Genomic DNA, 26,985 nt, shown 5'->3' with positions numbered 1-26,985 from the left:
CTAACCCGAATTAAGGTATGCCGATGGGGCTGTCACGACGCGAATTCTTTACCGGGCAGCGTAAAGCTGTCACCGGTGCAATCGCATTACCGTGGTGGCGTCATCAGGCGGGATGTGACGGTTGTGGCAACTGCGTCACCGCGTGCGAAACACAAATTGTCCATTTGACTCCGGGCGCGCTACCCCAGCTCGATTTTCAGCAGGGAGAATGTACCTTCTGTGCCGCCTGTGTTGATGCCTGTCCGCAGCCGCTGTTTCATCCGCGTGAGCAACCGCCGTGGCAGCAGCGTATCCGCATCAGCCACCATTGCATCACCTTCCAGGGCGTGGATTGCCGCAGTTGTCAGGAAAGCTGCGCGCAGCAGGCGATTGTTTTTCGCCACACCGCCAAGGGTATTGCCCAGCCTGAAACCACCCCACAGCACTGCACCGGCTGTGGCGCGTGTATCGCACCTTGTCCGGTTTCAGCCACAGGATTACATCATGAACCCGAATAATAGTTGGCACGTCTGTGGCCTGGTGATTCAGGCACGACCCGCAGCAATCGCTGCCGTGACGCAAGAATTACTGAGCTGGCCCGACAGCGATATCGCGGCACAGGATGCTGCGCGCGGCACCCTGGCGGTCACGTTGGGGGCGTCCGATAGCGCCGTGCTCCTCAACAACATTGAAGCCACCCGCAATATACCCGGCGTGCTGGCGGTATCGCTGGTTTATCACCAGCAGGACGAATTTGAAGAACTTGCCAGGGAAATCTTATGCAACTGAGTCGTCGTGATTTTATGAAAGCCAATGCAGCGGCGGCTGCGGCTACCGCTGCCGGATTAGTCATACCCACCGTGACCAAAGCCGCCACCTCGCTGGCAGCCCCCATCCGCTGGGAAAAAGCCCCTTGCCGTTTTTGCGGCACGGGCTGCGGCGTGCTGGTAGGAACCCAGGATGGCCGTGTCGTCGCGTCGCAGGGTGATCCGCAGGCCGAGGTGAATCGTGGCCTTAACTGCATCAAAGGCTATTTCCTGCCGAAGATTATGTACGGCAAGGATCGCCTTACCCAGCCGCTGCTGCGTATGACCGATGGTCGTTACGATAAAAACGGTGAATTCACCCCTGTCAGCTGGGATCAGGCGTTCGACATCATGGAGGAAAAGTTTAAGGCTGCGCTCAAGGCCAACGGACCGGAATCCATCGGTATGTTTGGTTCTGGTCAATGGACGCTGTGGGAAGGCTATGCGGCATCAAAGCTGATGAAAGCCGGCTTTCGTAGCAACAACCTCGACCCAAATGCGCGCCATTGCATGGCGTCGGCGGTGGTGGGTTTTATGCGCACCTTCGGCATGGATGAACCGATGGGCTGCTATGACGATATCGAGCAGGCCGATGCTTTCGTGTTGTGGGGATCGAACATGGCCGAGATGCATCCGATCCTCTGGTCACGCCTCACGGCGCGCCGTCTCAGCAATGAAAACGTCAAAGTTGCGGTGCTATCGACCTATCGCCACCGCAGCTTTGAACTGGCGGATAACGGTATGGTGTTCGTCCCGCAGACCGACTTGGTGATTCTTAACTTTATCGCCAACTACATCATTCAGAATGGCAAGGTGGATAAAACCTTCCTCGAAAACCATGTCACGCTGCGTCAGGGCGCGACGGATATTGGCTATGGTTTGCGTCCGACCGATCCGCGTCAGGCCAAAGCGAAAAATCCGGACAGCGGCGACTCGACCCCGATCAGCTTCGATGAATACGCGAAATTTGTTGCGGAATACACGCTGGAAAAAGCCAGCGCAATGAGTGGGGTAGAGAAAGATCAATTGGTGAAGCTGGCCGAATTGTATGCCGATCCGAAGATTAACGTGGTCTCGTACTGGACGATGGGGTTCAACCAGCATACGCGTGGTGTGTGGGCCAACAACCTGGTCTACAACCTGCATCTGTTGACCGGCAAAATCTCGCGTCCCGGCACCGGACCGTTCTCGCTGACCGGTCAACCTTCCGCTTGTGGTACGGCACGTGAAGTGGGCACCTTCTCCCATCGTCTGCCTGCCGACATGGTGGTGACCAATGACAAGCATCGCGCACTGGCAGAAAAACTGTGGAAACTGCCGTCGGGCACCATTCCGGCGAAACCTGGCTACCACGCGGTGGCGCAGGACCGCGCCCTGAAAGACGGCAAAATCAATGCCTATTGGTCGATGTGCAACAACAATATGCAGGCCGGGCCAAACCTGACGCAGGAACGTATGCCGGGCTGGCGTGATGAGCGCAACTTTGTAGTGGTGTCGGATCCCTATCCGACCGTCAGTGCGCTGTCGGCTGACCTGATTTTGCCCACCGCCATGTGGGTAGAGAAAGAGGGGGCTTACGGTAACGCTGAACGTCGCACCCAATTCTGGCATCAACAGGTGAAAGCACCGGGTGACGCGAAATCGGATCTCTGGCAGCTGGTTAACTTTGCGAAGCGCTTCCGCGTGGCAGAAGTCTGGTCAGAAGACCTGCTCGCGCAACAGCCGGAGTTGCGTGACAAAACCCTGTATGACGTGCTGTTCGCCAACGGTCAGGTCAACCAGTTCCCGCTGAGCGAAGTTGCTGACGATCAACTGAACGACGACGCACGCGCTTTCGGTTTCTATCTGCAAAAAGGCTTATTCGAAGAGTACGCCAGCTTTGGCCGTGGTCATGGTCACGATCTGGCCCCGTTCGATGCCTACCATCAGGCGCGGGGTCTGCGCTGGCCGGTAGTTGACGGTAAAGAAACGCGCTGGCGTTATCGCGAAGGTTATGACAGCTACGTGAAAGCCGGTGAGGGCGTGCGCTTCTATGGCAAGCCAGACGGCAAAGCGACGATTTTCGCGCTGCCTTACGAGCCGCCCGCAGAATCCCCGGATGCGGAATATGATCTTTGGTTCTGTACCGGTCGCGTGCTGGAGCACTGGCATACCGGCACCATGACGCGCCGCGTGCCGGAGCTGCACCGTGCGGTGCCGCAGGCGCTGCTGTATATCCATCCGCTGGATGCTAAAGCGCGCGGTCTACGCCGTGGAGAAAAGGTCCGCGTGGTATCGCGACGTGGTGAAGCGCTGGCCACCGTCGAGACGCGTGGTCGTAATCAGCCGCCTCAGGGCTTGGTGTTTACGCCGTTCTTCGATGCCGGAGTGCTGGTTAACAATATTACGCTGGACGCCACGGACCCGCTTTCGAAGCAGACCGATTACAAAAAATGCGCCGTTAAGCTGGTGAAAATTTAAGGCAGGATGCAATGAAACCTCTTATCACACTTCTTACATTGGCCGCCCTGATGCTGGGCGGCGCGGTCTGGGCCGATAACGGCGTGGATCTGCAACAGTCACCGGAGGTGACGGCGACGCAGCAAGGCACCATCCATCAGCCCAAAGAGCAGAGCCGCAAGCCGCTGAACTATGTCAATCAGCCGCCAGTGATCCCGCATAGCGTGGATGGCTACCAGGTAACGAAGAATGTTAACCGCTGTCTGCAATGTCACGGCACGCAAAGCTATCTCACCACCGGTGCGCCACGCGTCAGTCCAACGCATTTTACCGATCGTGATGGGCTGGTCAGCAGCACGGTGTCACCGCGTCGCTATTTTTGCCTGCAATGCCATGTGCCGCAGACCGATGCCAAACCGGTGGTAGAAAACACCTTCCGCCCGGCTGAGGGCTTTGGTCAATGAAACAGCTGATTATCCGTATCTGGCGCTGGTGGCGGCGTCCCAGTCGTCTGGCGCTCGGCACCCTGCTGATAATTGGTTTTGCGGGCGGCATCATTTTTTGGGGCGGCTTTAACACCGGCCTGGAGATGACCAACCGCGAGCAATTCTGTATTGGCTGCCATGAAATGCGTAACAACGTCTATCAGGAATATATGCAGACGGTGCACTACAACAACCGCAGCGGCGTGCGCGCCACCTGCCCGGATTGCCATGTGCCGCACGAGTGGGGACCGAAAATGTGGCGTAAACTGGAAGCCAGCAAAGAGGTCTATGCCAAGTTGTTCGGCATTGTCGATACGCCAGAGAAGTTTGAGGAAAAACGGCTCGAACTGGCGCAAAACGAGTGGCGCAGGATGCGGAACAACAATTCGCAGGCCTGTCGTAACTGCCACAACTTTGAATATATGGATTTCACAGCGCAGAAAACGGTAGCGGCGAAAATGCATGCCAAAGCGGTGGATGAAGGTAAGACCTGTATCGACTGCCATAAAGGTATTGCTCACCATTTGCCTGATATGAAAGAGGAAAAGAACGGGTTTTGATGTTCGCTCCTTCTTTAATAGCGCGATAAATCGCGCCGCTACGTGTTCAATACGTTCTGTAGCGGCGCGATTTATCGCGCTTTTTTCCTGTGGCTACAATTCAGATAGTTTTCCCCGCCATATCGTTTTATTCTTTCAGGCTCCCTCAAAATTTGCAGTGGAGTGGTCATGCCGTTAAAGATCAACATCATCAAAGACAAGTTGCTGTCAGAAAACTGGTTTGTGCTGCGCAACTTTACCTACGAAATCACCCGCAATAATGGCGAAGTGCTGCGCCACAAACGTGAAGTCTATGACCGTGGCAACGGGGCCACCATCCTGTTGTATAACCGCGAAAAAAACAGCGTGGTGCTGACGCGTCAGTTCCGTATCGCCACTTACCTGAATGGCAATGAAACCGGTGAACTGATTGAAACCTGCGCTGGTCTACTGGACGACGACACGCCGGAGGATTGCATCCGTAAGGAAGCCATTGAGGAGACCGGTTATCAGGTGGGAAACGTGGAAAAGCTCTGGCAAGCCTATATGTCACCTGGAGGTGTCACCGAACTTATTCACTTCTTCGCCGCAGAATACAGCGAAGCGCAGCACGCGAATAACGGTGGCGGTGTGGAGGATGAAGAAATCACTGTGCTGGAACTGCTGTTTCCCGAAGCGCTCGCCATGGTGAAAAATGGCCGCATCCGTGATGGTAAAACCATTATGTTGCTGCAACATGCGCAACTGGCGGGATGGCTGCGGGCCTGAAGCTAATTGATAACGGCGCGAAATCGCGCCGTTAAAATTGAGACATCAGCGCTTAATTATTGAGGTAACGGAGGGGCCCGGTTGAGACTCTTGTTGATACGTTTCATTCAACCGTTCCAGAAAGGCTTTTTGCAATGTGATGGGTGAAATATCATTCTGCGGTTGCTTACCAAAAAAATTGGTGTAACCAGCATCCATTACAGCGGAAAATAATGTCTGCGCTACGGGGTTGAGCGATTCGGGAAAATCATTAAATGTATTATTAATAACGCTATCGCGTAATTCAGGACTGTGCGGTATCATGCTTGATATATAACCTTCATCTGTTAACTGAACCTCCATCGCATTAAATTTATGCTGTTCATCTTCGTAAAGTAATACGATGTCTCCTTCTGCGGCAGCTTTCAAGAGAGGATGCGGTAATCCTATCGCATAATTCCCCTTTCGTTTATCCCAGTCTGAAATTTCAAGTGGATCGTTAAATAAAACATGTATTCCATTAGGCTGGAAGTGGGTCATTTGATTATTACTGTTTATTGTTACGATCTCCTTTTGGATGGTATCTGAGAGATGCAACTGCATTTGTTCCACAGCGAATTGAGAAAATTGTAAGTTCTCGGGACGGTTATACGTAAACGGACTGCCCATATCTCTCAAATTGTTGGTGATGGGGTCGGAGGGTCTGGCTACGCTGAACGCTGACGTTGATGCTACGGCTGTGGGGTCAGGATAATCAGGTAAAGGCGGGGGATTAACCGCGTAGGTCGGCAGCCAGGTATTACTTGTGTAATCAATCTTTGTTGCTACCGCAGGGGGAACCTCCTTGGGTATATCCGGCTGAAAAAAGAATTCTTTATAAATGTATTGGGTATCATATTGGCTGGGATAGTAGTCAGGATGGCCATACATAAAACTACCCGGTACTGCCGATATGTGGGTTGTGGTATTCACCGTTTGTGTTTGCGTGATGGTGGCGGCCATTTCATGCTGCACGTAACCGTCTTCATTTTCAACAGTCGCCATGATCTTGTAGTCCACTTCCTTACGTGTTATTTGGGTATTCACGCATTTAAAGTTAGGTTGGTATTTCATGATAAAGGCCAGTATCTTACCTTGATCCAGTTGCCCTTTTTTAATCATGAAGTCGACACGTTTGCCTCGCAGCATCGTAATGGCACCATCATATATATGACAAGCTTCACTTTGGAAAAGTTGTCCGTTGGAAAATACAATCACTGACTTATGTGCGTCGGATACAGTTGTTTTATAGGCAATATAAACCGGTGTCCACCAATACGTAAATTCGTCAGAAAACTCCTTAACCTTTTCAAGGAATTTTTTTGATATCCTCTTCATTTTATCGTTCCAGAGATCTTTATTTATTTGGCTATCAATTTTTTGTTTGTCACTTATAGCATCTTCTTTCTCACAATTAGCGCGATATTTTCCCCAGCCGTCATCATCGTAATACAACGAACCCATTCTCTGAAACGTTGTATGTCTGATGGCCGCAGCATCAGAAAAGGCAATATCTTTCGTTCTTTTAGCGAGGTAGTTAATTTCCTCAGCTCGTACTTTAGTTGCAACGGGTAATCCACCTTTGAGGCGGATAATATCATAATAGATGGAGGAGGAAATCTGATACATGTCGTTTAATTCTTTTATAAATTCAACATGGCTGGTGACATTCATTTCTCCCAGAGTAAATATTCTTTTAGCCGTCCTGGCATTTAAGCGTACCTTCTCATCCAGACTGCCCAGGGCGATTAGCTGAGGGATCGCTTTATCTAAATCACTCTCAATCATATCTTTAAGCAATTCCTGTGCTTTTTTAGTATCTCTGTCCGCATATGCCTTGCGGTAAATCAAATAGTTGTTGTAAAGGGATTTAGTGTTGTTTGCGCTCTTTTCTATCGCAGATTCCGCCATGCTCTCAAAGATCGTATCGATATCCTTACTGTAGTCATTGCTGCCAAGTTTGAATAAATTATATAATCCCTCTTTAAGGAAATTATATTGTTCGGATGTTAAGCGTGCCTTCTTTTCACTGAAGTTTTTAATATTAGGTTTAATAATAAACTCGTCTAATGCTTCTTCAATCGCATTGGGATCGTCAATAATTTTGCAAAAGGCTTGATGATTACGATCTGTTTGTTTATCTTCGGGATTCAGAGGGGCTATAACCTTATTTATTGCATCCTGTAAAATCTGGTCTATCTGATCTAATGACTTTTTGGCCAGATTATTGAGGCGCTCAACAGATTGCATACTTTGTGGCGTGCAGCGTCGATCAGACAACAACGGTGAAGCGAATAGTTCACGAATGATAATGGACATGACTTCATAACAACAGGTTTCACCAGCTTTGTTCTCTTCTAACATTTCAGCCAGATATTGCGTGATAATCTGCTGGCTGCTGTTACTGAGAGGAAGCCCCAATTCCTGCATCCAGGCATAGAAATTGCTAATATTTTTAGGCCTTAAGGATGAAAAATAATTATGCATCGTAACGATATTGTTTAGCAACTCACCATCGCCCGTTGCACTTAATGCTTTCACGTCCACGGCATCAAGGATAATTTCAGCTTGTTCTTTTACCCTGGTTTTTAACTGACTATCATACGGGTTTTCACGTAACTGAGTTATCAGCTCCTCGTATTCCTGTTGCAACTCCCGTTGTGTTTTGCGGCTAAATTCGTTGAGCGCAGAAAATATTGCGTCCTCTAATAAATTTTCAGCATGTTCAAGCGTCGCAATAGTTTCAGATACTACTTCCCGCAGACGTTCACAAATCACTACCAGGTGATCGACAGAGGCCATTTGCTTCGGCGTGAGCAGGTCCCCCTTTTTATTAGCATGATGTGTACTGTGATGTGACGGTGCGTAGCCAATTTTATCCAGGTCACTGACAAATTTTTGTGGCGTCAATTTAAAAAGGCTGGCAAGAGTTGTGCGGAAAGTTACGGGTTTGATATTGGCATCAACATAAGCTCCTTCACAAAACAAGAAGTCCACCATGTTGCTGGTTATGCTCTGGGAAGTTTCGGTTATATTTTTTTCATTTAACAGTTTGATAAGGTAACTATCATGTTCAATACTTTGTTCAAGTTTATATCGCAAGGTTTTTTTGTTAATTTTATTAATAATTTTCGGCTTGATTTTATCGAAATGATTGAGGTCAACAAAATGGTTTATTTCATAGTTATCGCGCAGCCTGACTTTTTGTTTACAGGCATCGAGCGCTGCGGCGTGTTGATCATCGGCGAAGCCCAGTAATATATTTCTTTGGGCAATGTAGTCCATTTCAGGAGCGGCAGCAAAGCGGCGTAGCGCAGCCAGCATTAACCCTTTGATAATAATATTACCCTCATGATCGGTACGGTTGAAAGTAAGTTTTTCAATTTCATCGGGGTGAAGGAATTTTTTTTTCATGATACGATATAGTTGGTCAATATCATGGATGTTCTCTGCAACCTGACGGGTGTTATCCAGTGCATGAGTTACGCAAATCGCCTCAAATACCGATACGTTGTTAGTCATAAATTTTGGGATAACTTTGTTTGCCTCCTGCGACAGACCCATTGCAGTTATCACGTTATTGCAGTTTTCTTTATCTTTTAATTCACTCAGTAAGCTTTCCGCACGTTCAGGAGAGAGAGCAGCGAGTATTTTTAACCCAGGATCCTGTTCGGCGGCGATACTCAGGCTTAAAGTACGAGATGCCCTTAGTTGACGTTGTAAGTCGGCAAGAAGGGGGGCTGAACTAAAGTTTTGCTTGATTTTTTTTAGCCATTTTTGAACTGTGCCAGATTTTTCAGACGCATTATGCTCCAGACGTTTTACTGCTATTTTATCTGTAAGTTTTTTATTATGTTTTATTCTTGTATTCAGGTTGATTAATACCGGGAAGTTATTGAGTTGTTTTAACATTTTTTTGCCGTATTCGGTACGTTCTAATACATAGGTTAATCCCTTATTTTCCTGCAAAGATTTTATTGCTTTGGTGACAGTTTGGTCTTTAGTAAATTTGACACAAAGCTCATGTGATAAAATGTTGTCATTTTTCTCAAGAAGGGTCATTGGGAAGCAAAGTGTTTTTAGTTGGTCATATAATTCCTGGTGACGTTCGATGAAGTCATCATCTATGTTCTCTAATGTATGCTGGACTTTAGTTTTGAAATCCTCCCACAAGTCAAATCTATCTAAGAAATTCCTGATGGGGTTCTCATCTTCGTCAATAATTCCGTGCCAAAATGATGTAAGGTTTTCTTTTCTGTTTTTCTGTTTTTCTATCATTCGCATATAGCCGTTTATATCTGATATTTTTTCTTTAAGTACGTTGCTGGTTTTGGCTTCATAAATTGCCAGTATTGAGTTAAAAAATTTACTGAGATCACTATCATTGATGGTTGCAAGCAACTCTTTAATTGTTTTGATGTTTATTTCATACGTTACTTTGGCTTTTTTACTAAGGTTGTTTTTTACCCCTGTGTGTTTAGATTTTATATCCAGCAGGGAGTTTTGGAATTGGCTTACCAAAGGGTTGGTTGATCCCTCCATCGTAGTGATAATGTCAGGGATGCCCTTAATAAACTTATCAACTTTAGTTAGTCTATTTATCATTTCATGCCCCATGAGAGGGCGACTATTGTTCATCCTTGGCATGAGAGTAAAACATCCTGTGTTGGTAGGTGCGGTATGATTATCATAGGATGATGTTGCGGTGATTACTGCTGATGTGGATACTGAATCTAATGATGCCACGGTGCGTAACCTATAAGGTTCGGTATTATTGGACCTGATGGTGGTTATTTTATCCATAACGGACGGTGTTGTGGTGGTTATTTCTGTTGCAGTCATGCTCAAATTATTGAATGTACGACTAACGCTATTATTCGGCATAATTTACCCTCTTCCTTGATGAGAATACGTTCAATTTTTACTTCACCGGTATTAAAAATACTTTCCCCTTGATGGCGATAATGTGACGCTTTCGCAATTCCAGAAAATTTCTCTGGCAATGATTGGCCGTATGCTGCGCTGCCTGCTTAATTGTGCGACTAATCCGATTGAGCGTTATGCGTTCGGCAAGGATGATGACCCCTCGCACCACCCGCACAGATCGCTCCCAGGCGACGTCTTTTTCGGCAGTTAGTACCGCTTTTCGGGCCAGCTCACAGATTAGGCCCGGTGCCAGCGCTGCCATTGCGCTATCATCTTCTCTCTAAGATTTCGGGGACCGGTTTTCTTAATGTCGTATTGGATGAAATCGCTGCTTTTATTGCTTTTTCTGTTTGCTGCGGGAGTGCAGGCGGATCCACTGCAAAAGTCATTTTCTGACTGGCAGCTGACCTGCAACAATGCGGCTTTTTGCGTAGCGCGCAGTTTTCCGGGGGACAATGGCCTGGTGATGACCCTCTCCCGGCATGCCGGGAGTGATGATCGTCCTTTACTGCGGATTGATTATGGCAGCGCTTACAGCGGCGAACTTCCCGGTGCGCCCTTGCAGGATAATCTGCTGCTCGATCAGCGTTTGCTGAAACCCGATCTCAAACACTGGAGCGTGGAACCCCATCATCTCGCGACCAGCAATCCCATCGCCATTGATGAGTTTTTGGCACAAACGCTGGATGCGGATACCCTTCAGCTCACGTATCAAGCCAAAGCGGCCGTTTCATTGCACGGTATGAAGGCGGCACTGCTGCTGATGGACGAGGTACAGGGCAGGGTGAATGGTCTGAGCGCCTGGGTTAAGCGCGGCGACCGTGTAGTATGGGATGTTCCACCACAGCCAATATTACCCCGTTTACCTGCGCCACTGCCGCAGCCTGCGGCGCTCACCCGCGAGGAAACCAGTGGTTTAATTGATTACGGCACCTGGCGCATCAATACCGACAGCTGCTCGCTTGACCCGATGCGGCGTGAAGTCAGCGTCGCGCCGTTGACCGATAACAAAGCGTTGCTGCTGGTGAGCTGTGAAACCGGGGCGTACAACGTGATTGATCTGGCCTTTGAAGTCACGCGCAGTCAACCGTATGTGGCGCGAGGCCTGACGCTGACGTTGCCCTTTACGCCACCGTCGCGCACGGATAATCAACTGGATGTGGTCAACGCCGAATACGATGCCAGCAGCGGCTTCCTGTACACCTTCAGTAAGGGGCGTGGCTTGGGAGATTGCGGTATTGCCACGCGTTGGCAGTTTGATGGCAACGAATTCGTGCTGGCGGAATATGCGGAAGAGAAAACCTGCGATGCCTGGCACAGTAGCGACGACTGGCCAACCCTGTGGGTCAGCCAGCCGGAAACCGCGCCGCAATCGCGTTAGCGGATAGCTTTCACCATCATCGGTGAGCCGTTCTGATTACCCACCAGCTCAGCCAGCAGATCGTTAACACCATCGCTCATTGGTGTGAAGCGTGACAGTGGTGAGCGTGTCACCACCACAAACACCCCGACATTTTGCTGCGGCACCATCGCCATATAGGTAATGAAACCACCTGCGCCACCGGTTTTCTGAATAATGCCAGGACGGCCATTCTTCGGCCCCATATAAACCCAACCCATACCCAGCGCATCGGCACGTCCAGGCACATCCATTCCTTCCACTTTATTCAACTGGTCACGGCGATAAATCAGTGTTTGCAGTCGGTCGATCTGCGGCGTGCGCTTGTTGACAGCGGAATTCAGGAATTGCTGCATCCAGCGCCCCATATCATCCGGTGTTGAATAAACGCCGCCGCTGCCTATCGCGGCGAGGGTGTTATTACACGGGCTGGCCCCTTTTTCGGCGATCATCAGGCGTTTGCACTGATCCGGCGAAGGCGTATAGGTGGTGTCCTTCATCCCCAGCGGACGGGTGATAAGCTGCTGGAACAGCGCCGGATAGGGTTTACCTCCGGCTTTTGCCAGCGCGTCGCCCAGCAGGTCATAACCAAGGTTGGAATAGGCCGCATTGGCACCGGGTGCCGCTTTCAGCGAAGCACGCGACAACCATTGCCAGCGGTCACTACGGGTTGGCCAGACAAACACCGGACGATGTGGCTTACCGCCAGGCTGCTCGCGTGGCAGACCGCTGGTATGGGTTGACAGATTAATCAGGCGAATAGGTTGGCCGTTGAAGTTCGGCACACGCACGCCAGGCGGCGCATATTTGCTCAAGGGATCGTCGAGCCGAATCTGACCACGCTCGGCCATTTTTACCATCACTTCGCTGGTCATCAGCTTGCTGAGTGAGGCGATACGAATCACTGAATCCTGTTGTGGCCGCGTATTGTTGCCCGGACTGGTTTCGCCAAAACTGGCGAACACGCGCTGATTGCCATCAATCGCCACCAGTGCCATACCCACGGCTCCGCTGCCATAAAAGATATGTTCGGCGTAACGATCAACGATCTGTGAAGCGAGCAGGGGGTCTGGTGACGCCTGCGCCATGCTTTTTAACGGAAGCAGCGAAACCAGTAAGCTCAGTAAAAAGGGTGTACGTTTTTTCAACGGGAAAGCGTCCGCCAGGCTAATTAAAGGAACGTCTTATAGTAATCAGTTTGCAAGGGGCGAAAAGAGGTCAAGTAAGATTTTTTTCTGTTTCAGGCTGTGATCAAAAATGGCCCCGCAATGGGGCCAGATTGATTAGTGGAGTTTGAGTAATGCTTCGGTATGGCTGACGATGTTTTCCACCGTAAAGCCAAATTCCGGGAACAGTTTACCGGCCGGTGCCGATTCACCGAAGGTGGTCATTCCGACGATAGCACCGTCCAGGCCAACATATTTGAACCAATAATCGGCAATCCCGGCTTCCACCGCCACGCGGGCTTTTACGCCAGACGGCAGCACTGATTCACGATAAGCCGCATCCTGCTTATCAAACACGTCGGTGGAAGGCAGCGACACTACGCGGATTTGATGACCATCGGCGGTCAGCTTATCTGCTGCGCCGAGGGCGATTTCAATTTCCGAACCGGTGGCGATAATGATGGCTTCCGGCGTACCGGCGCAATCTTGTAACACATAACCACCACGCGCGATATCGGCGACCTGCGCTGCGCTGCGTTCCGGTTGCAGCAGATTCTGGCGCGACAGAATCAGCGCGGTCGGGCCGTGATGACGTTCCACCGCCGCCTTCCAGGCTACCGCGGTTTCGACCTGATCGCATGGGCGCCACACGCTCATATTGGGCGTCAGTCGCAGGCTGGCAAGCTGTTCCACCGGCTGGTGCGTCGGGCCATCTTCTCCCAGACCAATCGAGTCATGCGTGTAGACCAACACCTGGCGCGCCTTCATCAGGGCTGCCATACGCGCCGCATTACGCGCGTATTCAACGAACATCAGGAAGGTGGCGGTGTAAGGCAAAAAGCCGCCGTGATTAGCGATACCGTTGCCGATCGCCGTCATGCCAAACTCACGCACGCCGTAGTGAATATAATTCCCGGCAATATCCTCTTTGATCGATTTCGAACCGGACCAGATGGTGAGATTACTGGGAGCGAGGTCCGCAGAGCCGCCAAGGAATTCCGGCAGCAGCTTGCCAAACACTTCAAGGGTATTTTGCGACGCTTTGCGACTGGCAATTTTCTGCGGGTTCGCCTGAAGTTGCGTAATAAAAGCCTGTACCTCGTTTTCCCAGTTAGCGGGCATCTCACCACTCTGGCGGCGTGTAAACTCTTGTGCCAGTTCGGGATAGGCGGATTGATACGCGGCCAGTTTGTCGTTCCAGGCATTTTCTCGCGCGGCACCGGCTTCTTTGGCATCCCATTGCTGATAGATGTCTTTCGGGATCTCAAACGCCGGATAGTTCCAGCCCAGTTGTTTTCGCGCCAGCGCCACTTCGGCTTCACCCAACGCGGCACCGTGGGACTCTTCTTTACCGGCTTTATTCGGTGAACCAAAGCCGATGATGGTACGACAGATGATCAGCGAAGGTTTGTCGGTAACGCTCTGAGCTTCTTTGATGGCGCTGGCGACGGCGGCCGGATCATGACCGTCAATATCGCCAATCACATGCCAGTTATAGGCTTCAAAACGTTTATGGGTATCGTCGGTAAACCAGCCTTCGGTTTCCCCGTCGATGGAAATGCCGTTGTGATCGTAAAAACCGATCAGCTTGCCAAGTCCAAGGGTGCCCGCCAGCGAGCAGGCTTCATGAGAAATCCCTTCCATCAGGCAGCCGTCGCCCATAAACACATAAGTGAAATGGTCAACGATCTCATGCCCCGGCTGGTTAAACTGCGCCGCCAGGGTGCGTTCGGAGATCGCCATCCCCACCGCATTCGCCAGCCCCTGACCCAGCGGGCCGGTGGTGGTTTCCACGCCAGGGGTATATCCCAGTTCCGGGTGTCCTGGCGTTTTTGAATGTAGTTGACGGAAGTTTTTCAATTCCTCCATCGGCAGGTCATAACCGGTGAGATGCAGTAGGCTGTATAGCAGCATAGAGGCATGACCGTTGGAGAGGATAAAGCGGTCGCGATCGGGCCAATGCGGGTTAGTTGGGTTATGTCTGAGGAAATCGCGCCACAAGACTTCGGCGATATCCGCCATGCCCATTGGGGCGCCTGGGTGACCAGAATTTGCTTTTTGTACTGCGTCCATGCTCAGGGCACGAATCGCGTTAGCCAACTCTCTGCGTGAAGACATAGGGTTCTCCCTTGTGATTTGGCAAAAAAGGACGGGCAAGACGCCCGTCCGGCATGAGGTGATAAACAATCAGAGGCGAGCGGCCAGCACGTCCTCCAGTTTTTGCTGGTCAATGGCAAACTGGCGAATGCCATCGGACAATTTTTCTACCGCCATCGGGTCCTGATTATGCTCCCAGCGGAACTCCGCTTCGGACAGCGACGCAGGCTGATGGAAACCTTCGGTAGATGGCTCCAGCCTACGCTCAACTGGCGCATCGCTGTTGGCCAGCTCCTCCAGCAGGTTTGGCGAGATGGTCAGTCGGTCACAACCCGCCAGCGCCAGAATCTGCTCCACTTTACGGAAGCTGGCACCCATGATGACGGTGTTGTAGCGATGCTTTTTGTAGTAATCATAAATACGACGCACGGACTTCACGCCCGGATCTTCATCCGCCACATACGGGTCAAGCGGTTTACGGCTGTTGTACCAGTCATAAATACGGCCAACGAACGGCGAAATCAGGAACACGCCGGCTTCGGCGCAGGCGCGTGCCTGAGCGAAGGAGAACAACAGCGTCAGGTTACAGTCGATGCCGTTTCTTTGTAGCTCCTCGGCGGCGCGGATCCCTTCCCAGGTCGACGCCAGCTTGATCAGGATGCGTGAACGATCGATGCCGTGCTCTTCGTACAAACGCACCAGTTTTTCGGCTTTGGTGACACACATGCCCCGATCGAAAGAGAGGCGCGCATCCACTTCGGTCGAGACACGGCCTGGTACGCTTTTCAGAATTTCCATACCGAGGTTGATCGCCACTTTATCGCTGGCATTGATGATTTGGGTTTCTTTGCTGCCGCCTTGTTTTTTCGCGTAGTCGATGGCGTCATCAATCAGGTGTTTGTAGGCGTCGAGTCCGGCGGCTTTGAGGATTAATGAAGGGTTGGTGGTGGCGTCTTCCGGGTGGTACTGGCGAATGGATTCAATGTCGCCACTGTCCGCCACTACGGTGGTGAACTGTTTTAAAGCATCTAACTGGTTCATCGCTTAACTCCTTGATTAGCAATCATTATGGCAAATAAAGAACCTCAGGCAGCTTTGGCCTTATTACGCCATTTCCAGGTGAGTACCGGTCCAACACATTGCTACAGGCGTCAGGTTAAGAAAATGCGTTTTCTCTGATTGTGACGCTGGGGTGCCCACTGCGCGCGGTTGTGATAGAGGGGCCAGCCTGAGATATCAGCTGCGTGTTTTACCAACTCTAAGCATAGCAGCCTGTGACCGTGCCGTTGATCCGGCTGTGGCAATCTGTGCCGTTGTCAGCCGCGCATTCTTTGAGCGCCTTCACCCTCTTTTGGGCGGTTGATTTCTATACTGAACGCTCTTTCTCCGTGCAACAGGATGCCCAATGGACGATCAACTGAAGCAAAGCGCTCTCGATTTTCACCAGTATCCCACCCCCGGAAAAATTCAGGTGTCACCCACCAAGCCGCTGGCGACGCAGCGTGATCTGGCCCTGGCCTATTCACCCGGCGTAGCGGCACCCTGCCTTGAAATTGCGCTCGACCCCCTGGCGGCACATAAATACACCGCGCGCGGCAACCTGGTGGCGGTGATCTCGAATGGTACGGCGGTGCTGGGCCTCGGTAATATTGGCGCACTGGCGGGTAAGCCGGTGATGGAAGGCAAGGGCGTGCTGTTTAAGAAGTTTGCCGGAATTGATGTATTTGATATCGAAATCGACGAGCTGGATCCAGACAAGCTGATTGAGGTGATCGCCGCGCTGGAACCGACTTTCGGCGGCATCAACCTCGAAGATATCAAAGCGCCGGAGTGCTTCTATATTGAGCAGAAGCTGCGTGAACGCATGAAGATCCCAGTGTTTCATGACGATCAGCACGGAACCGCCATTATTTGTACCGCTGCGGTGCTGAATGGGTTGCAGATTGTGAAAAAAGCCATCTCCGATGTGCGGCTGGTGGTGTCGGGAGCGGGGGCTTCGGCCATTGCCTGCCTGAATCTGTTGGTGGCGCTGGGAATGCAGCGCCATAACATCGTGGCTTGTGATTCGAAGGGGGTGATTTGGCGCGGTCGTGATGCTGAGATGGCTGAAACTAAAGCGCTGTATGCCATCGAGGACAACGGTAAACGTACGCTGGAAGAGGTGATTGCCGGGGCGGATATTTTCCTCGGCTGCTCCGGGCCGCAGGTGCTGACGCCAGAGATGGTCAAGCAGATGGCAAAAGATCCGCTGATTCTGGCGCTGGCTAATCCGGAACCGGAAATCATGCCGCCGCTGGCGAAAGCGGTACGTCCTGATGCGATCATCTGCACCGGGCGTTCGGATTTCCCCAATCAGGTCAATAACGTGCTGTGTTTCCCGTTTATCTTCCGTGGTGCGCTGGATGTGGGGGCCACCGCTATCAACGAGCAGATGAAACTGGCAGCGGTACACGCCATAGCGGCGCTGGCGCAGGCAGAACAAAGCGATGTGGTGGCCTCGGCCTATGACGACCAGGATCTGAGTTTTGGCCCGGACTATCTAATCCCTAAACCTTTTGATCCGCGCTTGATTGTGCAGATTGCGCCTGCGGTGGCGAAGGCGGCGATGGAGTCTGGTGTCGCCACGCGACCGATTGAGGATTTCGACGCCTATCGCGAGAAACTCACCGAGTTTGTCTATAAAACCAACCTGTTCATGAAACCGATTTTCTCCCAGGCACGCAAAGAGCCGAAGCGCGTGGTGCTGGCGGAAGGAGAGGAAGTGCGGGTGCTGCACGCCACCCAGGAGCTGGTGACACTCGGTCTGGCGAAACCGATTCTGATCGGTCGTCCTAACGTGATCGCCATGCGCCTGCAAAAGCAGGGGCTGAAAATCGAAGCCGGTAAAGATTTTGAGGTGGTGAACAACGAATCGGACCCGCGATTTAAAGCCTACTGGAGCGAGTATTACCAGATCATGAAACGGCGTGGCGTTACGCCGGAGATGGCGCAGCGCGCTGTGATTGGCAACCCCACCCTGATTGGAGCGATTATGGTCCATCGCGGTGAAGCGGATGCGATGATTTGCGGTACCGTTGGCGATTATCATGAACATTACGACGTGATTGAAAAGGTGTTTGGCTTCCGTCCTGATGTACGCGTCGCCGGGGCGATGAACGCGCTGCTGCTGCCGAGCGGCAATACCTTTATCACCGATACCTACGTCAACGAAGATCCGACACCGGAACAGCTGGCGGATATCACCTTGATGGCGGCGGAGACGGTGCGACGCTTTGGTATCGAACCGCGCGTTGCGTTGCTGTCGCACTCCAGCTTTGGCACCTCGAATGCACCGGGCGCACGCAAGATGCGTGAAGCGTTGGCGTTGATTCGGCAGCGTGCGCCGGATCTGGAGATTGACGGTGAAATGCATGGTGATGCGGCACTGGTGGAAAACATCCGCCGGGAATTGATGCCGGACAGCCCGTTAAAAGGCACCGCTAATCTGTTGATCATGCCAAATGTTGAAGCGGCGCGTATCAGCTACAACCTACTGCGCGTCTCCTGTTCGGAGGGGGTGACGGTCGGGCCGGTGTTGATGGGCATCAGCAAGCCGGTACATGTGTTGACGCGTATCGCCTCTGTGCGACGCATCGTCAATATGGTGGCGCTGGCGGTGGTCGAGGCGCAGACCGAACCGTTGTAATGCGGGAATTGCGCAATAAATCGCGCCGCTACGATTCTCTGCGATTTTGTAGCGGCACGATTCATCGTGCGGGTTTTTACCGCTGTTTCAGCCAATCCTTCACCGGCAGAAAATCGCGGTACAACGCCTCTTCTGGCGTTCCCGCTTCCGGTTGATAATCATATTCCCAGCGCACCAGGGGTGGCATCGACATCAGGATAGATTCGGTTCGTCCACCGGTTTGCAGACCAAACAGGGTGCCGCGATCCCACACCAGGTTGAACTCGACATAGCGACCACGGCGGTATAACTGGAACTGGCGCTCGCGCTCACCCCACGGCAGCGCTTTGCGTTTTGCCACAATCGGACGATAGGCTTGCAGAAAACCGTTGCCTACCGCTTGGGTAAAGTCGAAGCAGTGGTCAAAATCGGGGGTGTTGAGATCATCGAAGAACAAGCCACCAATGCCGCGCTGTTCCTCACGATGCTTGATGTAGAAATAGTCGTCGCACCATTTTTTAAAGCGCGGATAGACGTCCTCACCAAACGGCTGGCACAACTCAAAGGCTGTTTGATGCCAGTGCACGGCATCTTCTGCGAAACCGTAATACGGGGTGAGGTCGAAACCGCCGCCAAACCACCATACCGGTTCGGCCCCTGGCTTCTCTGCTATAAAAAATCGCACATTGGCGTGGCTGGTCGGCACATACGGATTTTCCGGATGGATCACCAGCGATACGCCCATGGCTTCGAAACTGCGGCCCGCCAGCTCCGGACGATGCGCGGTAGCAGAAGCGGGCATCTGGTCGCCATGAACGTGGGAGAAGTTAACGCCAGCCTGCTCAAACACTGCACCGTTGCGCAGTACGCGGCTGCGTCCACCGCCACCGCCGGGCCGCTGCCAGCTATCTTCAGCAAAGTCTGCTTTACCATCTTCCGCCGCCAACTGGGCGCAAATGTCATCCTGGAGCGCCAGCAAAAAGGCTTTAACGCGGGAAATATCGGGATTGCTCATAAGTCACTCGTTCCGGAAATTTGCCGCAATTATACCTAAGCCTGGCGACGATCGTACTCATCAAAGTAATTGACGATGCCATCGGCAATCGCGCTGGCAATTTTATGACGAAACGCCTGCGTACCCAGTAACTGCTCCTCATGCGGGTTGGTGATAAACGAGGTCTCCACCAGCACCGAAGGAATGGATGGCGACTTGAGTACCGCAAATGCTGCCTGCTCGGTGTGCTGGCTGTGCAGATGATGCACCGGGCGGATCTGATCCAGCACGTGTTTACCGAGTGTCAGGCTGTTGCGAATGGTGTCGGTCTGCACCAGATCGAACAGGATTTGGTTCAGATACTGGTCCTTCGCCGCCACTTCAGCACCGCCCACTTTGTCGGCATCGTTCTCTTTTTGCGACATATAACGCGCCATCGCGCTGCTGGCACCCCGATTCGACAAGGCGAACACCGAAGCACCGTTGGCATCCGGACTGGTGTAGCCATCAGCATGGATTGACATAAACAGATTCGCGCCGTGCTGGTGGGCGATTTCAACCCGCTGATACAACGGAATAAAGTAGTCAGTGTCGCGCGTCAGGCGGACTTCGACCTTCGGATGATCCTGCAACAACTGGCGCACGTTGTTGGCGATATCCAGCACGATATGCTTCTCTTCCGAGCCTTGCTCGCCGACGGCACCGGAATCGATGCCGCCGTGGCCGGGGTCGATCATCACAATGCGTTTGCCGTTGCGGGCAGGCGGTGCAGGTTTGCTGTGGCGTGGCAGCAGGCGCAAATCGGCGCTCTCTTCTTTGGCCTGGACCAGACGCGGTGACAGCACCGCCAGCGCCAGCCCGGACAGCAGCAGCTGACGGCGATTGGTTAAGCGTTTGAGCAGTGAAATCTTTTTCATCAATGAATCCCTGACAGGTAAACCTGCGAAGTGTTATAGCGTAACACCCTGTCAGGTGCGACCTCACAACTATTTCAGGGCTTTACTTTGTATTTCAGGTCGCTAACAAGAATTTTGCCGCTTTTTTCCGCCACTGCGCGGTGCAAGGTTTGCACCCGGCAAAGAATACGTGATAATCAGCGAATTGTGCCTAACAGCAGGGTAACGCCGATGGAAATCCGTTCTTTCCGCCAGGAAGATTTTGAAGAAGTGATCACGCTCTGGGAGCGTTGCGATCTGTTGCGCCCGTGGAACGACCCGGAGTTGGACATCGAACGCAAAATGAACCATGACCCGGATCTCTTCCTGGTAGCCGAAGTCGGTGGCGAAGTGGTGGGCACGCTGATGGGCGGCTACGACGGCCATCGTGGTGCCGCTTATTATCTGGCAGTACATCCGGATTACCAGGGACGCGGCTTTGCCAATGCGTTGATGAACCGTCTGGAAAAGAAACTGATTGCGCGCGGCTGCCCGAAAATCCATCTGATGGTGCGTGAAGAAAACGACCAGGTGGTGGCGTTCTATGAAAAGCTCGATTACGAACCGGTGGACTCGCTGCTGTTTGGTAAACGGTTGATTGAAGATCGCGAGTATTAAGTGGTCACGCTGAAATATCCACCCGAAGAGTACGATGCGAAAGGGCAGCTGCGGCTGCCGTTTCTTTTCTGGCTGATCCTGTTGTTACAGGCGCGCACCTGGTTACTGCTGGTGATGGCCGGGGCCTCACGCCAACAGGGAAATGACCTGCTGGCGCTGTTTTATCCCGACAGGCAAAGTTTCTGGCTCGGCCTGGCGCTGGGTGTTCCGTCGGCCATCGGGTTACTGCTCACCGGTTATCGCCAGCGTTGGCCGCGCTTGTGGCAAAGCTGGCGCTGGGTGTTAAGTCTCTCACTGCTGATTAACCTGCTGTGGCAGGGCGGCAACCTGTGGCAGGGCGAAATGCCCGACTCGCCGTTTCCGTTGCTGCTGACGTTGTTTGACCTGCTGGCGCTGTATTGGCTGCAAACCCATCGCCGCCTGTGTGACAGTTTTTTGCCCGAACATCAGCATCACGAATAAACTTTTTGTCGCTTTGCGACTCCAACAGGCACGCCAACCGGCAAAGAAAATCAAGGAGTTTTCATGAAAGTTGTTCGTCCCGCGCTGCTGGCGACGGCCCTGGTGCTGGCAGGCTGTGCCAGTTCGGGTTCCTCTTCCACAACGGATGAAAGCCACTGGTATAACCCGCTCAGTTATCATTGGTCAGCGCTGAATCCGTTGAACTGGTTTGGCGGTGCGCTTACCGTGACCGAGCAGGGCGTTGCCGGGCTTTCCAGCAGCACCGCGATGACGCAAAGCGCCATCGACAAAGCTCTGGGCGGGGATTTCAAATTGCGCCAGGGGATGCGTACGCAGAACGGCCAGGTGGTGGAGTTCTGGCAAGCATTGGATGACGGCAAGGTCAAAATGGTGATTCACGGTCAAAGCAGCGTGGAGCGCATTGAAGTGCTGGATAGCGGCGCGAAAAGTTCTGACGGCAGCAAAATTGGCGACCTGTTCAGCGCAAAATTCACCAAAGCCTTCAACAACTGCAAAATGGTGCCGGGCCTCGATAGCCGTGATGTGGAGTGCCGTGCGCCAAATAGCCAGCACATCGCTTATATCTACAGTGGTGAATGGCATGGGCCTGAAGGGCTGATGCCATCTGATGATACGCTGAAAAACTGGAAAATCAGTAAGATCGTCTGGCAACGTTAACCCTGAAAAAAGTGCGGTGATACGGGCTATCACCGCGGCTTTCCGGTATGATACAGACGAAAAAAACGTCGTTTAACCCCCATTGCCGGAGAGCATGTCGATGTCTCAATTTCAGAGCGGGATCCTGTTGGAGCACCGCCGTTTCGCCATTTGGCTGGAAGCCCGTGTCACGGGCGACCTCGATGCGCTGCGCCTGGGCAGCAAAACCTTTCTGCAACACCTCGAATCGCTGCAACAACAATTTGCCGATGCCGGTCTGGGCGCGGTGGTCGCGTTTGGCGATACGCTGTGGCGCGATTTACGGGGTGCCGATAGCGCGCCGGAGCTGAAAGCCTTTAGCGCGTTGGGTAAGGGTATTGCGCCCGCCATCCAGCATGATTTGCTGATCCACATCCAGTCGCTGCGTCATGATGTCAACTTCTCGCTGGCGCAGGCAGCGCTGGTGGCCTTTGCTGACGCCGTCGCTGTCGAAGAAGAAACCCACGGCTTCCGCTGGGTTGAGGAACGCGATCTCTCGGGATTCGTTGATGGCACGGAAAACCCGCAAGGCGAGCAACGTCAGCAGGTGGCGATTATCGCTGACGGCCCGGATGCGGGCGGCAGCTACGTCTTCACCCAACGTTGGGAGCATAACCTGAAGCTGTGGCATCGCATGGCGGTTGAGAAGCAGGAAGCGGTGATGGGGCGCACCAAAGTCGAGAACGAAGAGATACCCGGTGAGGAGCGCCCGGCAACCTCGCATCTGAGCCGTGTCGATCTCAAAGAAGAGGGGAAAGGGCTGAAGATTTTGCGCCAGAGCCTGCCTTATGGCACCGCCAGCGGCACCCACGGTCTGTTTTTTATCGCCTATTGCAATCGCCTGTACAACATTGAGCAGCAACTGCTGAGTATGTTTGGCGAGCGTGATGGCAAGATGGACGCCATGCTGCGTTTCACCAAGCCAGTGACCGGTAGCTACTATTTCGCGCCATCCCTTGATGCGTTGCAGTCGCTGTAAGCACCTTACGGACGGCCACACTGCCGTCCGCCTTCTATCCCGCCAGCTGCATAATCTTCCCCGCCGTCTTATGCCTTTTTAGACTTTGAAATCAGCAAACGATATATAAAACCGTTACTGGTTTGCCCTGAGTTATAAATACACTGACAACATCTAATGGCATCAGCCGTAACTCCATATCTCTGGGTGCAGCATGACACTTCCCGTTTTGAAAAAGTTGGTTGGCGGTATCGCGCTTTCGCTGGCAATGGCGGGTGCTGTGCAGGCGACTGAACTGCTCAACAGTTCTTATGACGTCTCGCGCGAGTTGTTTGTCGCGCTGAATGCGCCGTTTGAGAAACAGTGGGATGCCAGCCATCCTGGTGACCAGCTGACCATTAAACAATCTCATGCCGGTTCTTCAAAACAGGCGCTGGCGATCCTGCAAGGATTGCGTGCCGATGTGGTGACTTACAATCAGGTGACGGACGTGCAGGTGCTGCATGATAAAGGCAATCTGATTCCGGCGGACTGGAAAACCCGTCTGCCGAATAACAGCTCACCGTTCTACTCCACCATGGCGTTTCTGGTGCGCAAGGGCAATCCAAAGAACATTCACGACTGGGCTGACCTGGCGCGCGATGATGTGAAGCTGGTGTTCCCTAATCCAAAGACCTCCGGTAATGGCCGTTATACCTATCTGGCTGCCTGGGGCGCGGCGGATCAGGCGGATGGTAAAGATCAGGCCAAAACCGCAGCCTTTATGACTAAATTCCTGAAGAACGTCGAAGTGTTCGATACCGGCGGTCGCGGTGCGACCACCACCTTTGCCGAACGTGGTCTGGGGGATGTGTTGATTAGCTTTGAATCTGAAGTGAACAACATCCGCAACCAGTACGCCAAAGAGGGTTATGAAGTGATTGTGCCCAAAACCAACATCCTCGCCGAGTTCCCGGTGGCCTGGGTGGACAAAAATGTTGAGCACAATGGCACCGCCGATGCGGCGAAAGCCTACCTGAATTTTCTCTATAGCCCGGAAGCGCAGAAAATTATCACCAGCTTCTACTATCGCGTAAACAACCCGCAACTGATGGCGGAGCAAAAAGATCGCTTCCCGCAGACGGCGTTGTTCAACGTAGATCAGGCGTTTGGCGGCTGGGATAACGTGATGAAAACCCATTTCGCGTCTGGCGCTGAGCTGGACAAACTGCTGGCAGCGGGGCGCGGTTGATGTTTGCTTCAACGCAAAAGCGGGTGCTACCCGGATTCGGTCTCAGCCTTGGCACCAGCCTGCTGTTTACCTGCCTGATCCTGCTGCTGCCGATCAGCGCGCTGCTGATGCAGTTGTCAAAGATGACGCTGGCGCAGTACTGGGAAGTGATCTCCAGCCCGCAATTGGTGGCGGCCTACAAGGTGACGCTGTTGTCTGCCGGTGTGGCCTCCATCTTCAACGCGGTGTTTGGCATGCTGATGGCGTGGATCCTGACCCGTTATCGCTTCCCAGGCCGTACGCTGCTCGATGGTTTAATGGATTTACCGTTTGCGCTGCCAACCGCCGTTGCCGGTCTGACGCTGGCCGGGTTGTTTTCGGTCAACGGCTGGTATGGGCAGTGGCTGGCGCAGTTTGATATCAAAGTTTCTTACACCTGGCTCGGTATCGCGGTGGCGATGGCCTTTACCAGCATCCCGTTTGTGGTTCGTACCGTGCAGCCGGTGCTGGAAGAGTTAGGTCCGGAATATGAAGAAGCGGCAGAAACGCTCGGTGCTTCGCCGTGGCAAAGTTTCCGTCGTGTGGTGCTGCCGGAAGTCGCACCGGCGCTACTGGCTGGGACCGCGTTGTCCTTTACCCGCAGCCTCGGTGAATTTGGCGCGGTGATTTTTATCGCCGGTAACATCGCGTGGAAGACCGAGGTCACCTCGCTGATGATTTTCGTGCGTTTGCAGGAGTTTGATTACCCGGCTGCCAGTGCGATTGCTTCGGTGATCCTTGCCGCATCGCTGCTGCTGTTGTTCGCCATTAATACCCTGCAAAGCCGCTTTGGCCGTCGTTTAGGAGGCCACTGATGGCAGAGATTTCGCAAATCAATCGTGTTGATCGTTCACCGGTCAACTGGGGCAAGTGGCTGCTTATTGGTATTGGTGCGCTGGTCTCTATCCTGTTGCTGGTGGTGCCGATGGTGTCCATCTTCTGGGAAGCGCTCAATCAGGGATTGGGCACCGCCATCAGCAATCTGAAAGATGGCGACATGCTGCATGCCATCTGGCTGACGGTGATGGTGGCGCTGATTACCGTGCCGGTAAACCTGGTGTTCGGTACGCTGCTGGCATGGCTGGTGACGCGTTTTAACTTTCCTGGTCGCCAGCTGTTGCTCACGCTGTTTGATATTCCGTTTGCCGTGTCACCGGTGGTGGCAGGCTTGATGTATCTGTTGTTTTGGGGCATCAACGGTCCGGCTGGTGGCTGGCTTGATGCGCACAATATCCAGATTATGTTTGCCTGGCCCGGTATGGTGCTGGCGACTGTTTTTGTCACCTGTCCGTTTGTGGTGCGTGAGCTGGTGCCGGTGATGCTGAGCCAGGGTAGCAATGAAGACGAGGCGGCGGTGTTGCTTGGCGCGTCCGGCTGGCAGATGTTTCGCCGCGTGACGCTGCCCAACATTCGCTGGGCGCTGTTGTACGGTGTGGTACTGACTAACGCACGTACCATCGGCGAATTTGGTGCGGTCTCGGTGGTCTCGGGATCGATTCGCGGCGAAACCTATACCTTGCCGCTTCAGGTTGAATTACTGCATCAGGATTACAACACCGTCGGCGCGTTTACCGCCGCCGCGCTGCTGACCCTGATGGCGATAGTGACACTGTTTCTGAAAAGCGTGCTGCAGTGGCGTTTAGAGCATCAGCAGAAACGCCAACAGGAGGAAAATCATGAGCATTGAGATTAAACAAATTAACAAAGCGTTTGGCCGTACCCCGGTGCTGAACGATATCTCTCTGGATATTCCTTCCGGCCAGATGGTGGCGCTGCTGGGGCCATCCGGTTCCGGTAAAACCACGCTGCTGCGGATTATCGCCGGACTGGAACATCAGAACAGTGGGCAGATCTATTTTCACGGCAAAGACGTCAGTCGCATTCATGCCCGCGATCGCCAGGTCGGTTTTGTCTTCCAGCATTACGCGCTGTTCCGTCATATGACGGTGTTTGACAACATCGCCTTTGGTCTGACGGTGTTGCCGCGTCGTGAGCGTCCTTCCAGCGCCGAAATCAAACAACGGGTGACCCGTTTGCTGGAAATGGTGCAACTGGCGCACCTTGCTAACCGTTTCCCGGCGCAACTGTCGGGCGGCCAGAAACAGCGTGTTGCGCTGGCGCGTGCGCTGGCAGTGGAACCGCAGATTTTACTGCTGGATGAACCCTTCGGCGCGCTGGATGCCCAGGTGCGTAAAGAGCTGCGCCGCTGGCTACGTCAGTTGCATGAAGAGTTAAAATTCACCAGCGTATTCGTGACCCATGACCAGGAAGAGGCGATGGAAGTCGCTGACCGGGTGGTGGTGATGAGTCAGGGCAACATTGAACAAGTGGGTACACCAAATGACGTGTGGCGCGATCCTGCCACCCGCTTCGTGCTGGAGTTCCTCGGTGAAGTGAACCGCTTCGACGGTGAAGTACATGGCTCGCAGTTCCATGTTGCCGCGCATCGCTGGCCGCTGGGCTACACGCCTGCCCATCAGGGCGAGGTCGAGTTGTTCCTGCGCCCGTGGGAGATTGATGTCTCGCGCCAAAGCAGCCTGGAAACCCCGTTGCCGGTACAGGTGTTGGAAGTCAGCCCGCGTGGTCACTTCTGGCAGTTGGTGGTGCAGCCCAGTGGCTGGCAAAGCGAACCTTTCACCCTGGTGTTTGATGGCGAGCAAACCGCTCCGATTCGCGGTGAACGCCTGTTTGTTGGCCTGCAACAGGCGCGACTTTACCAGGGAACAACGCCGCTGCGTGCGGTTGCCTTTGCCGAGAGCGCCTGATATTTTTGACACTCCTTCGGGC

General features: G+C 52.9%; 23 protein-coding genes. 16 read left to right on the top strand and 7 right to left on the bottom strand.

The window, feature by feature from the left end:
- Nucleotides 1-23 precede the first annotated feature (23 nt).
- From napF to nudK, 6 genes are all read left to right on the top strand, one after another.
- Nucleotides 24-497 carry a ferredoxin-type protein NapF gene (gene napF, locus AC6I8W_RS15220; protein WP_497835688.1) on the top strand — a complete coding sequence of 158 codons (474 nt, stop codon included), beginning with the start codon at nt 24-26 and terminating at the stop codon, nt 495-497.
- Nucleotides 484-768 (top strand): chaperone NapD, encoded by a 285-nt coding sequence (locus AC6I8W_RS15215; protein ID WP_497835687.1) that lies wholly within the window; start codon nt 484-486, stop codon nt 766-768. Before napF ends, AC6I8W_RS15215 begins: the two co-directional genes overlap by 14 nt.
- Nucleotides 759-3,245: a nitrate reductase catalytic subunit NapA gene (napA, locus tag AC6I8W_RS15210; protein WP_497835686.1), complete on the top strand. Its 2,487-nt coding sequence runs from the start codon at nt 759-761 to the stop codon at nt 3,243-3,245. The genes AC6I8W_RS15215 and napA overlap by 10 nt, the downstream gene beginning before the upstream one ends.
- Before the next feature lie 11 nt (nt 3,246-3,256).
- Nucleotides 3,257-3,688 (top strand): nitrate reductase cytochrome c-type subunit, encoded by a 432-nt coding sequence (napB, locus tag AC6I8W_RS15205; protein WP_497835685.1) that lies wholly within the window; start codon nt 3,257-3,259, stop codon nt 3,686-3,688.
- The gene (gene napC / locus AC6I8W_RS15200) at nt 3,685-4,269 is read left to right on the top strand and encodes a cytochrome c-type protein NapC (RefSeq protein WP_480364832.1); all 585 of its coding nucleotides are present in this window, start codon (nt 3,685-3,687) and stop codon (nt 4,267-4,269) included. The genes napB and napC overlap by 4 nt, the downstream gene beginning before the upstream one ends.
- Before the next feature lie 168 nt (nt 4,270-4,437).
- Nucleotides 4,438-5,016 (top strand): GDP-mannose pyrophosphatase NudK, encoded by a 579-nt coding sequence (gene nudK / locus AC6I8W_RS15195; RefSeq protein ID WP_497835684.1) that lies wholly within the window; start codon nt 4,438-4,440, stop codon nt 5,014-5,016.
- 45 nt (nt 5,017-5,061) lie between these two features.
- On the opposite strand, the gene AC6I8W_RS15190 is transcribed toward nudK, so the two are convergent.
- Entirely contained in the window at nt 5,062-9,876 is a 4,815-nt protein-coding gene (locus AC6I8W_RS15190; protein WP_497835683.1) for a hypothetical protein, read from the bottom strand.
- A gap of 79 nt (nt 9,877-9,955) precedes the next feature.
- Nucleotides 9,956-10,222: a hypothetical protein gene (locus AC6I8W_RS15185; protein WP_497835682.1), complete on the bottom strand. Its 267-nt coding sequence runs from the start codon at nt 10,220-10,222 to the stop codon at nt 9,956-9,958.
- Between the two features lie 45 nt (nt 10,223-10,267).
- Here AC6I8W_RS15185 and AC6I8W_RS15180 point away from each other — a divergent pair, with 45 nt between their 5' ends.
- Nucleotides 10,268-11,341: a DUF1176 domain-containing protein gene (locus AC6I8W_RS15180; protein WP_497835681.1), complete on the top strand. Its 1,074-nt coding sequence runs from the start codon at nt 10,268-10,270 to the stop codon at nt 11,339-11,341.
- Here the strand turns inward: AC6I8W_RS15180 and ampH are convergent.
- The 3 genes from ampH to tal form a co-directional block, all read right to left on the bottom strand.
- On the bottom strand, nt 11,338-12,507 hold the full coding sequence (gene ampH / locus AC6I8W_RS15175) for a D-alanyl-D-alanine-carboxypeptidase/endopeptidase AmpH (protein ID WP_497835680.1): 1,170 nt from the start codon (nt 12,505-12,507) through the stop codon (nt 11,338-11,340). The two genes, AC6I8W_RS15180 and ampH, sit on opposite strands and share 4 nt — an antisense overlap.
- Nucleotides 12,508-12,642: 135 nt before the next feature.
- Nucleotides 12,643-14,643 carry a transketolase gene (gene tkt, locus AC6I8W_RS15170; RefSeq protein ID WP_497835679.1) on the bottom strand — a complete coding sequence of 667 codons (2,001 nt, stop codon included), beginning with the start codon at nt 14,641-14,643 and terminating at the stop codon, nt 12,643-12,645.
- A gap of 69 nt (nt 14,644-14,712) precedes the next feature.
- On the bottom strand, nt 14,713-15,663 hold the full coding sequence (gene tal / locus AC6I8W_RS15165; protein WP_497835678.1) for a transaldolase: 951 nt from the start codon (nt 15,661-15,663) through the stop codon (nt 14,713-14,715).
- Nucleotides 15,664-16,027: 364 nt separating this feature from the next.
- Here tal and maeB point away from each other — a divergent pair, with 364 nt between their 5' ends.
- Nucleotides 16,028-18,307 (top strand): NADP-dependent oxaloacetate-decarboxylating malate dehydrogenase, encoded by a 2,280-nt coding sequence (maeB, locus tag AC6I8W_RS15160; RefSeq protein ID WP_497835677.1) that lies wholly within the window; start codon nt 16,028-16,030, stop codon nt 18,305-18,307.
- A 76-nt stretch (nt 18,308-18,383) separates the two neighbouring features.
- Here maeB and hemF read toward each other — a convergent pair whose 3' ends face one another.
- Complete coding sequence (gene hemF / locus AC6I8W_RS15155; RefSeq protein ID WP_497835676.1) at nt 18,384-19,301, bottom strand: oxygen-dependent coproporphyrinogen oxidase; 918 nt, start codon at nt 19,299-19,301, stop codon at nt 18,384-18,386.
- Nucleotides 19,302-19,336: 35 nt separating this feature from the next.
- On the bottom strand, nt 19,337-20,197 hold the full coding sequence (gene amiA / locus AC6I8W_RS15150; RefSeq protein WP_497835675.1) for an N-acetylmuramoyl-L-alanine amidase AmiA: 861 nt from the start codon (nt 20,195-20,197) through the stop codon (nt 19,337-19,339).
- Between the two features lie 210 nt (nt 20,198-20,407).
- On the opposite strand from amiA, the gene AC6I8W_RS15145 reads away from it, so the two are divergent.
- The 8 genes from AC6I8W_RS15145 (at nt 20,408) to cysA (ending at nt 26,963) form a co-directional block, all read left to right on the top strand.
- Entirely contained in the window at nt 20,408-20,833 is a 426-nt protein-coding gene (locus tag AC6I8W_RS15145; RefSeq protein ID WP_013510004.1) for a GNAT family acetyltransferase, read from the top strand.
- A complete protein-coding gene (locus AC6I8W_RS15140; protein WP_497835674.1) occupies nt 20,834-21,295 on the top strand; it encodes a DUF2919 domain-containing protein in 462 nt (153 codons plus the stop codon).
- Nucleotides 21,296-21,358: 63 nt separating this feature from the next.
- Entirely contained in the window at nt 21,359-21,973 is a 615-nt protein-coding gene (locus AC6I8W_RS15135; protein ID WP_497835673.1) for an RpoE-regulated lipoprotein, read from the top strand.
- A 100-nt stretch (nt 21,974-22,073) separates the two neighbouring features.
- Nucleotides 22,074-22,970 carry a Dyp-type peroxidase gene (locus AC6I8W_RS15130; protein WP_497835672.1) on the top strand — a complete coding sequence of 299 codons (897 nt, stop codon included), beginning with the start codon at nt 22,074-22,076 and terminating at the stop codon, nt 22,968-22,970.
- Between the two features lie 193 nt (nt 22,971-23,163).
- Complete coding sequence (locus AC6I8W_RS15125) at nt 23,164-24,180, top strand: sulfate ABC transporter substrate-binding protein (RefSeq protein ID WP_497835671.1); 1,017 nt, start codon at nt 23,164-23,166, stop codon at nt 24,178-24,180.
- Entirely contained in the window at nt 24,180-25,013 is an 834-nt protein-coding gene (gene cysT, locus AC6I8W_RS15120) for a sulfate/thiosulfate ABC transporter permease CysT (protein WP_497835670.1), read from the top strand. The genes AC6I8W_RS15125 and cysT overlap by 1 nt, the downstream gene beginning before the upstream one ends.
- Nucleotides 25,013-25,885: a sulfate/thiosulfate ABC transporter permease CysW gene (gene cysW / locus AC6I8W_RS15115; RefSeq protein WP_497835669.1), complete on the top strand. Its 873-nt coding sequence runs from the start codon at nt 25,013-25,015 to the stop codon at nt 25,883-25,885. Before cysT ends, cysW begins: the two co-directional genes overlap by 1 nt.
- Nucleotides 25,875-26,963 (top strand): sulfate/thiosulfate ABC transporter ATP-binding protein CysA, encoded by a 1,089-nt coding sequence (gene cysA / locus AC6I8W_RS15110; protein WP_497835668.1) that lies wholly within the window; start codon nt 25,875-25,877, stop codon nt 26,961-26,963. Before cysW ends, cysA begins: the two co-directional genes overlap by 11 nt.
- Nucleotides 26,964-26,985: the final 22 nt, after the last annotated feature.

The organism is Pantoea sp. X-Soil-TKNS-1211 (assembly GCF_059730495.1).
The sequence above is the reverse complement of the archived record's forward strand: the minus strand, read 5'-3'. Positions and strand labels throughout refer to the sequence as shown.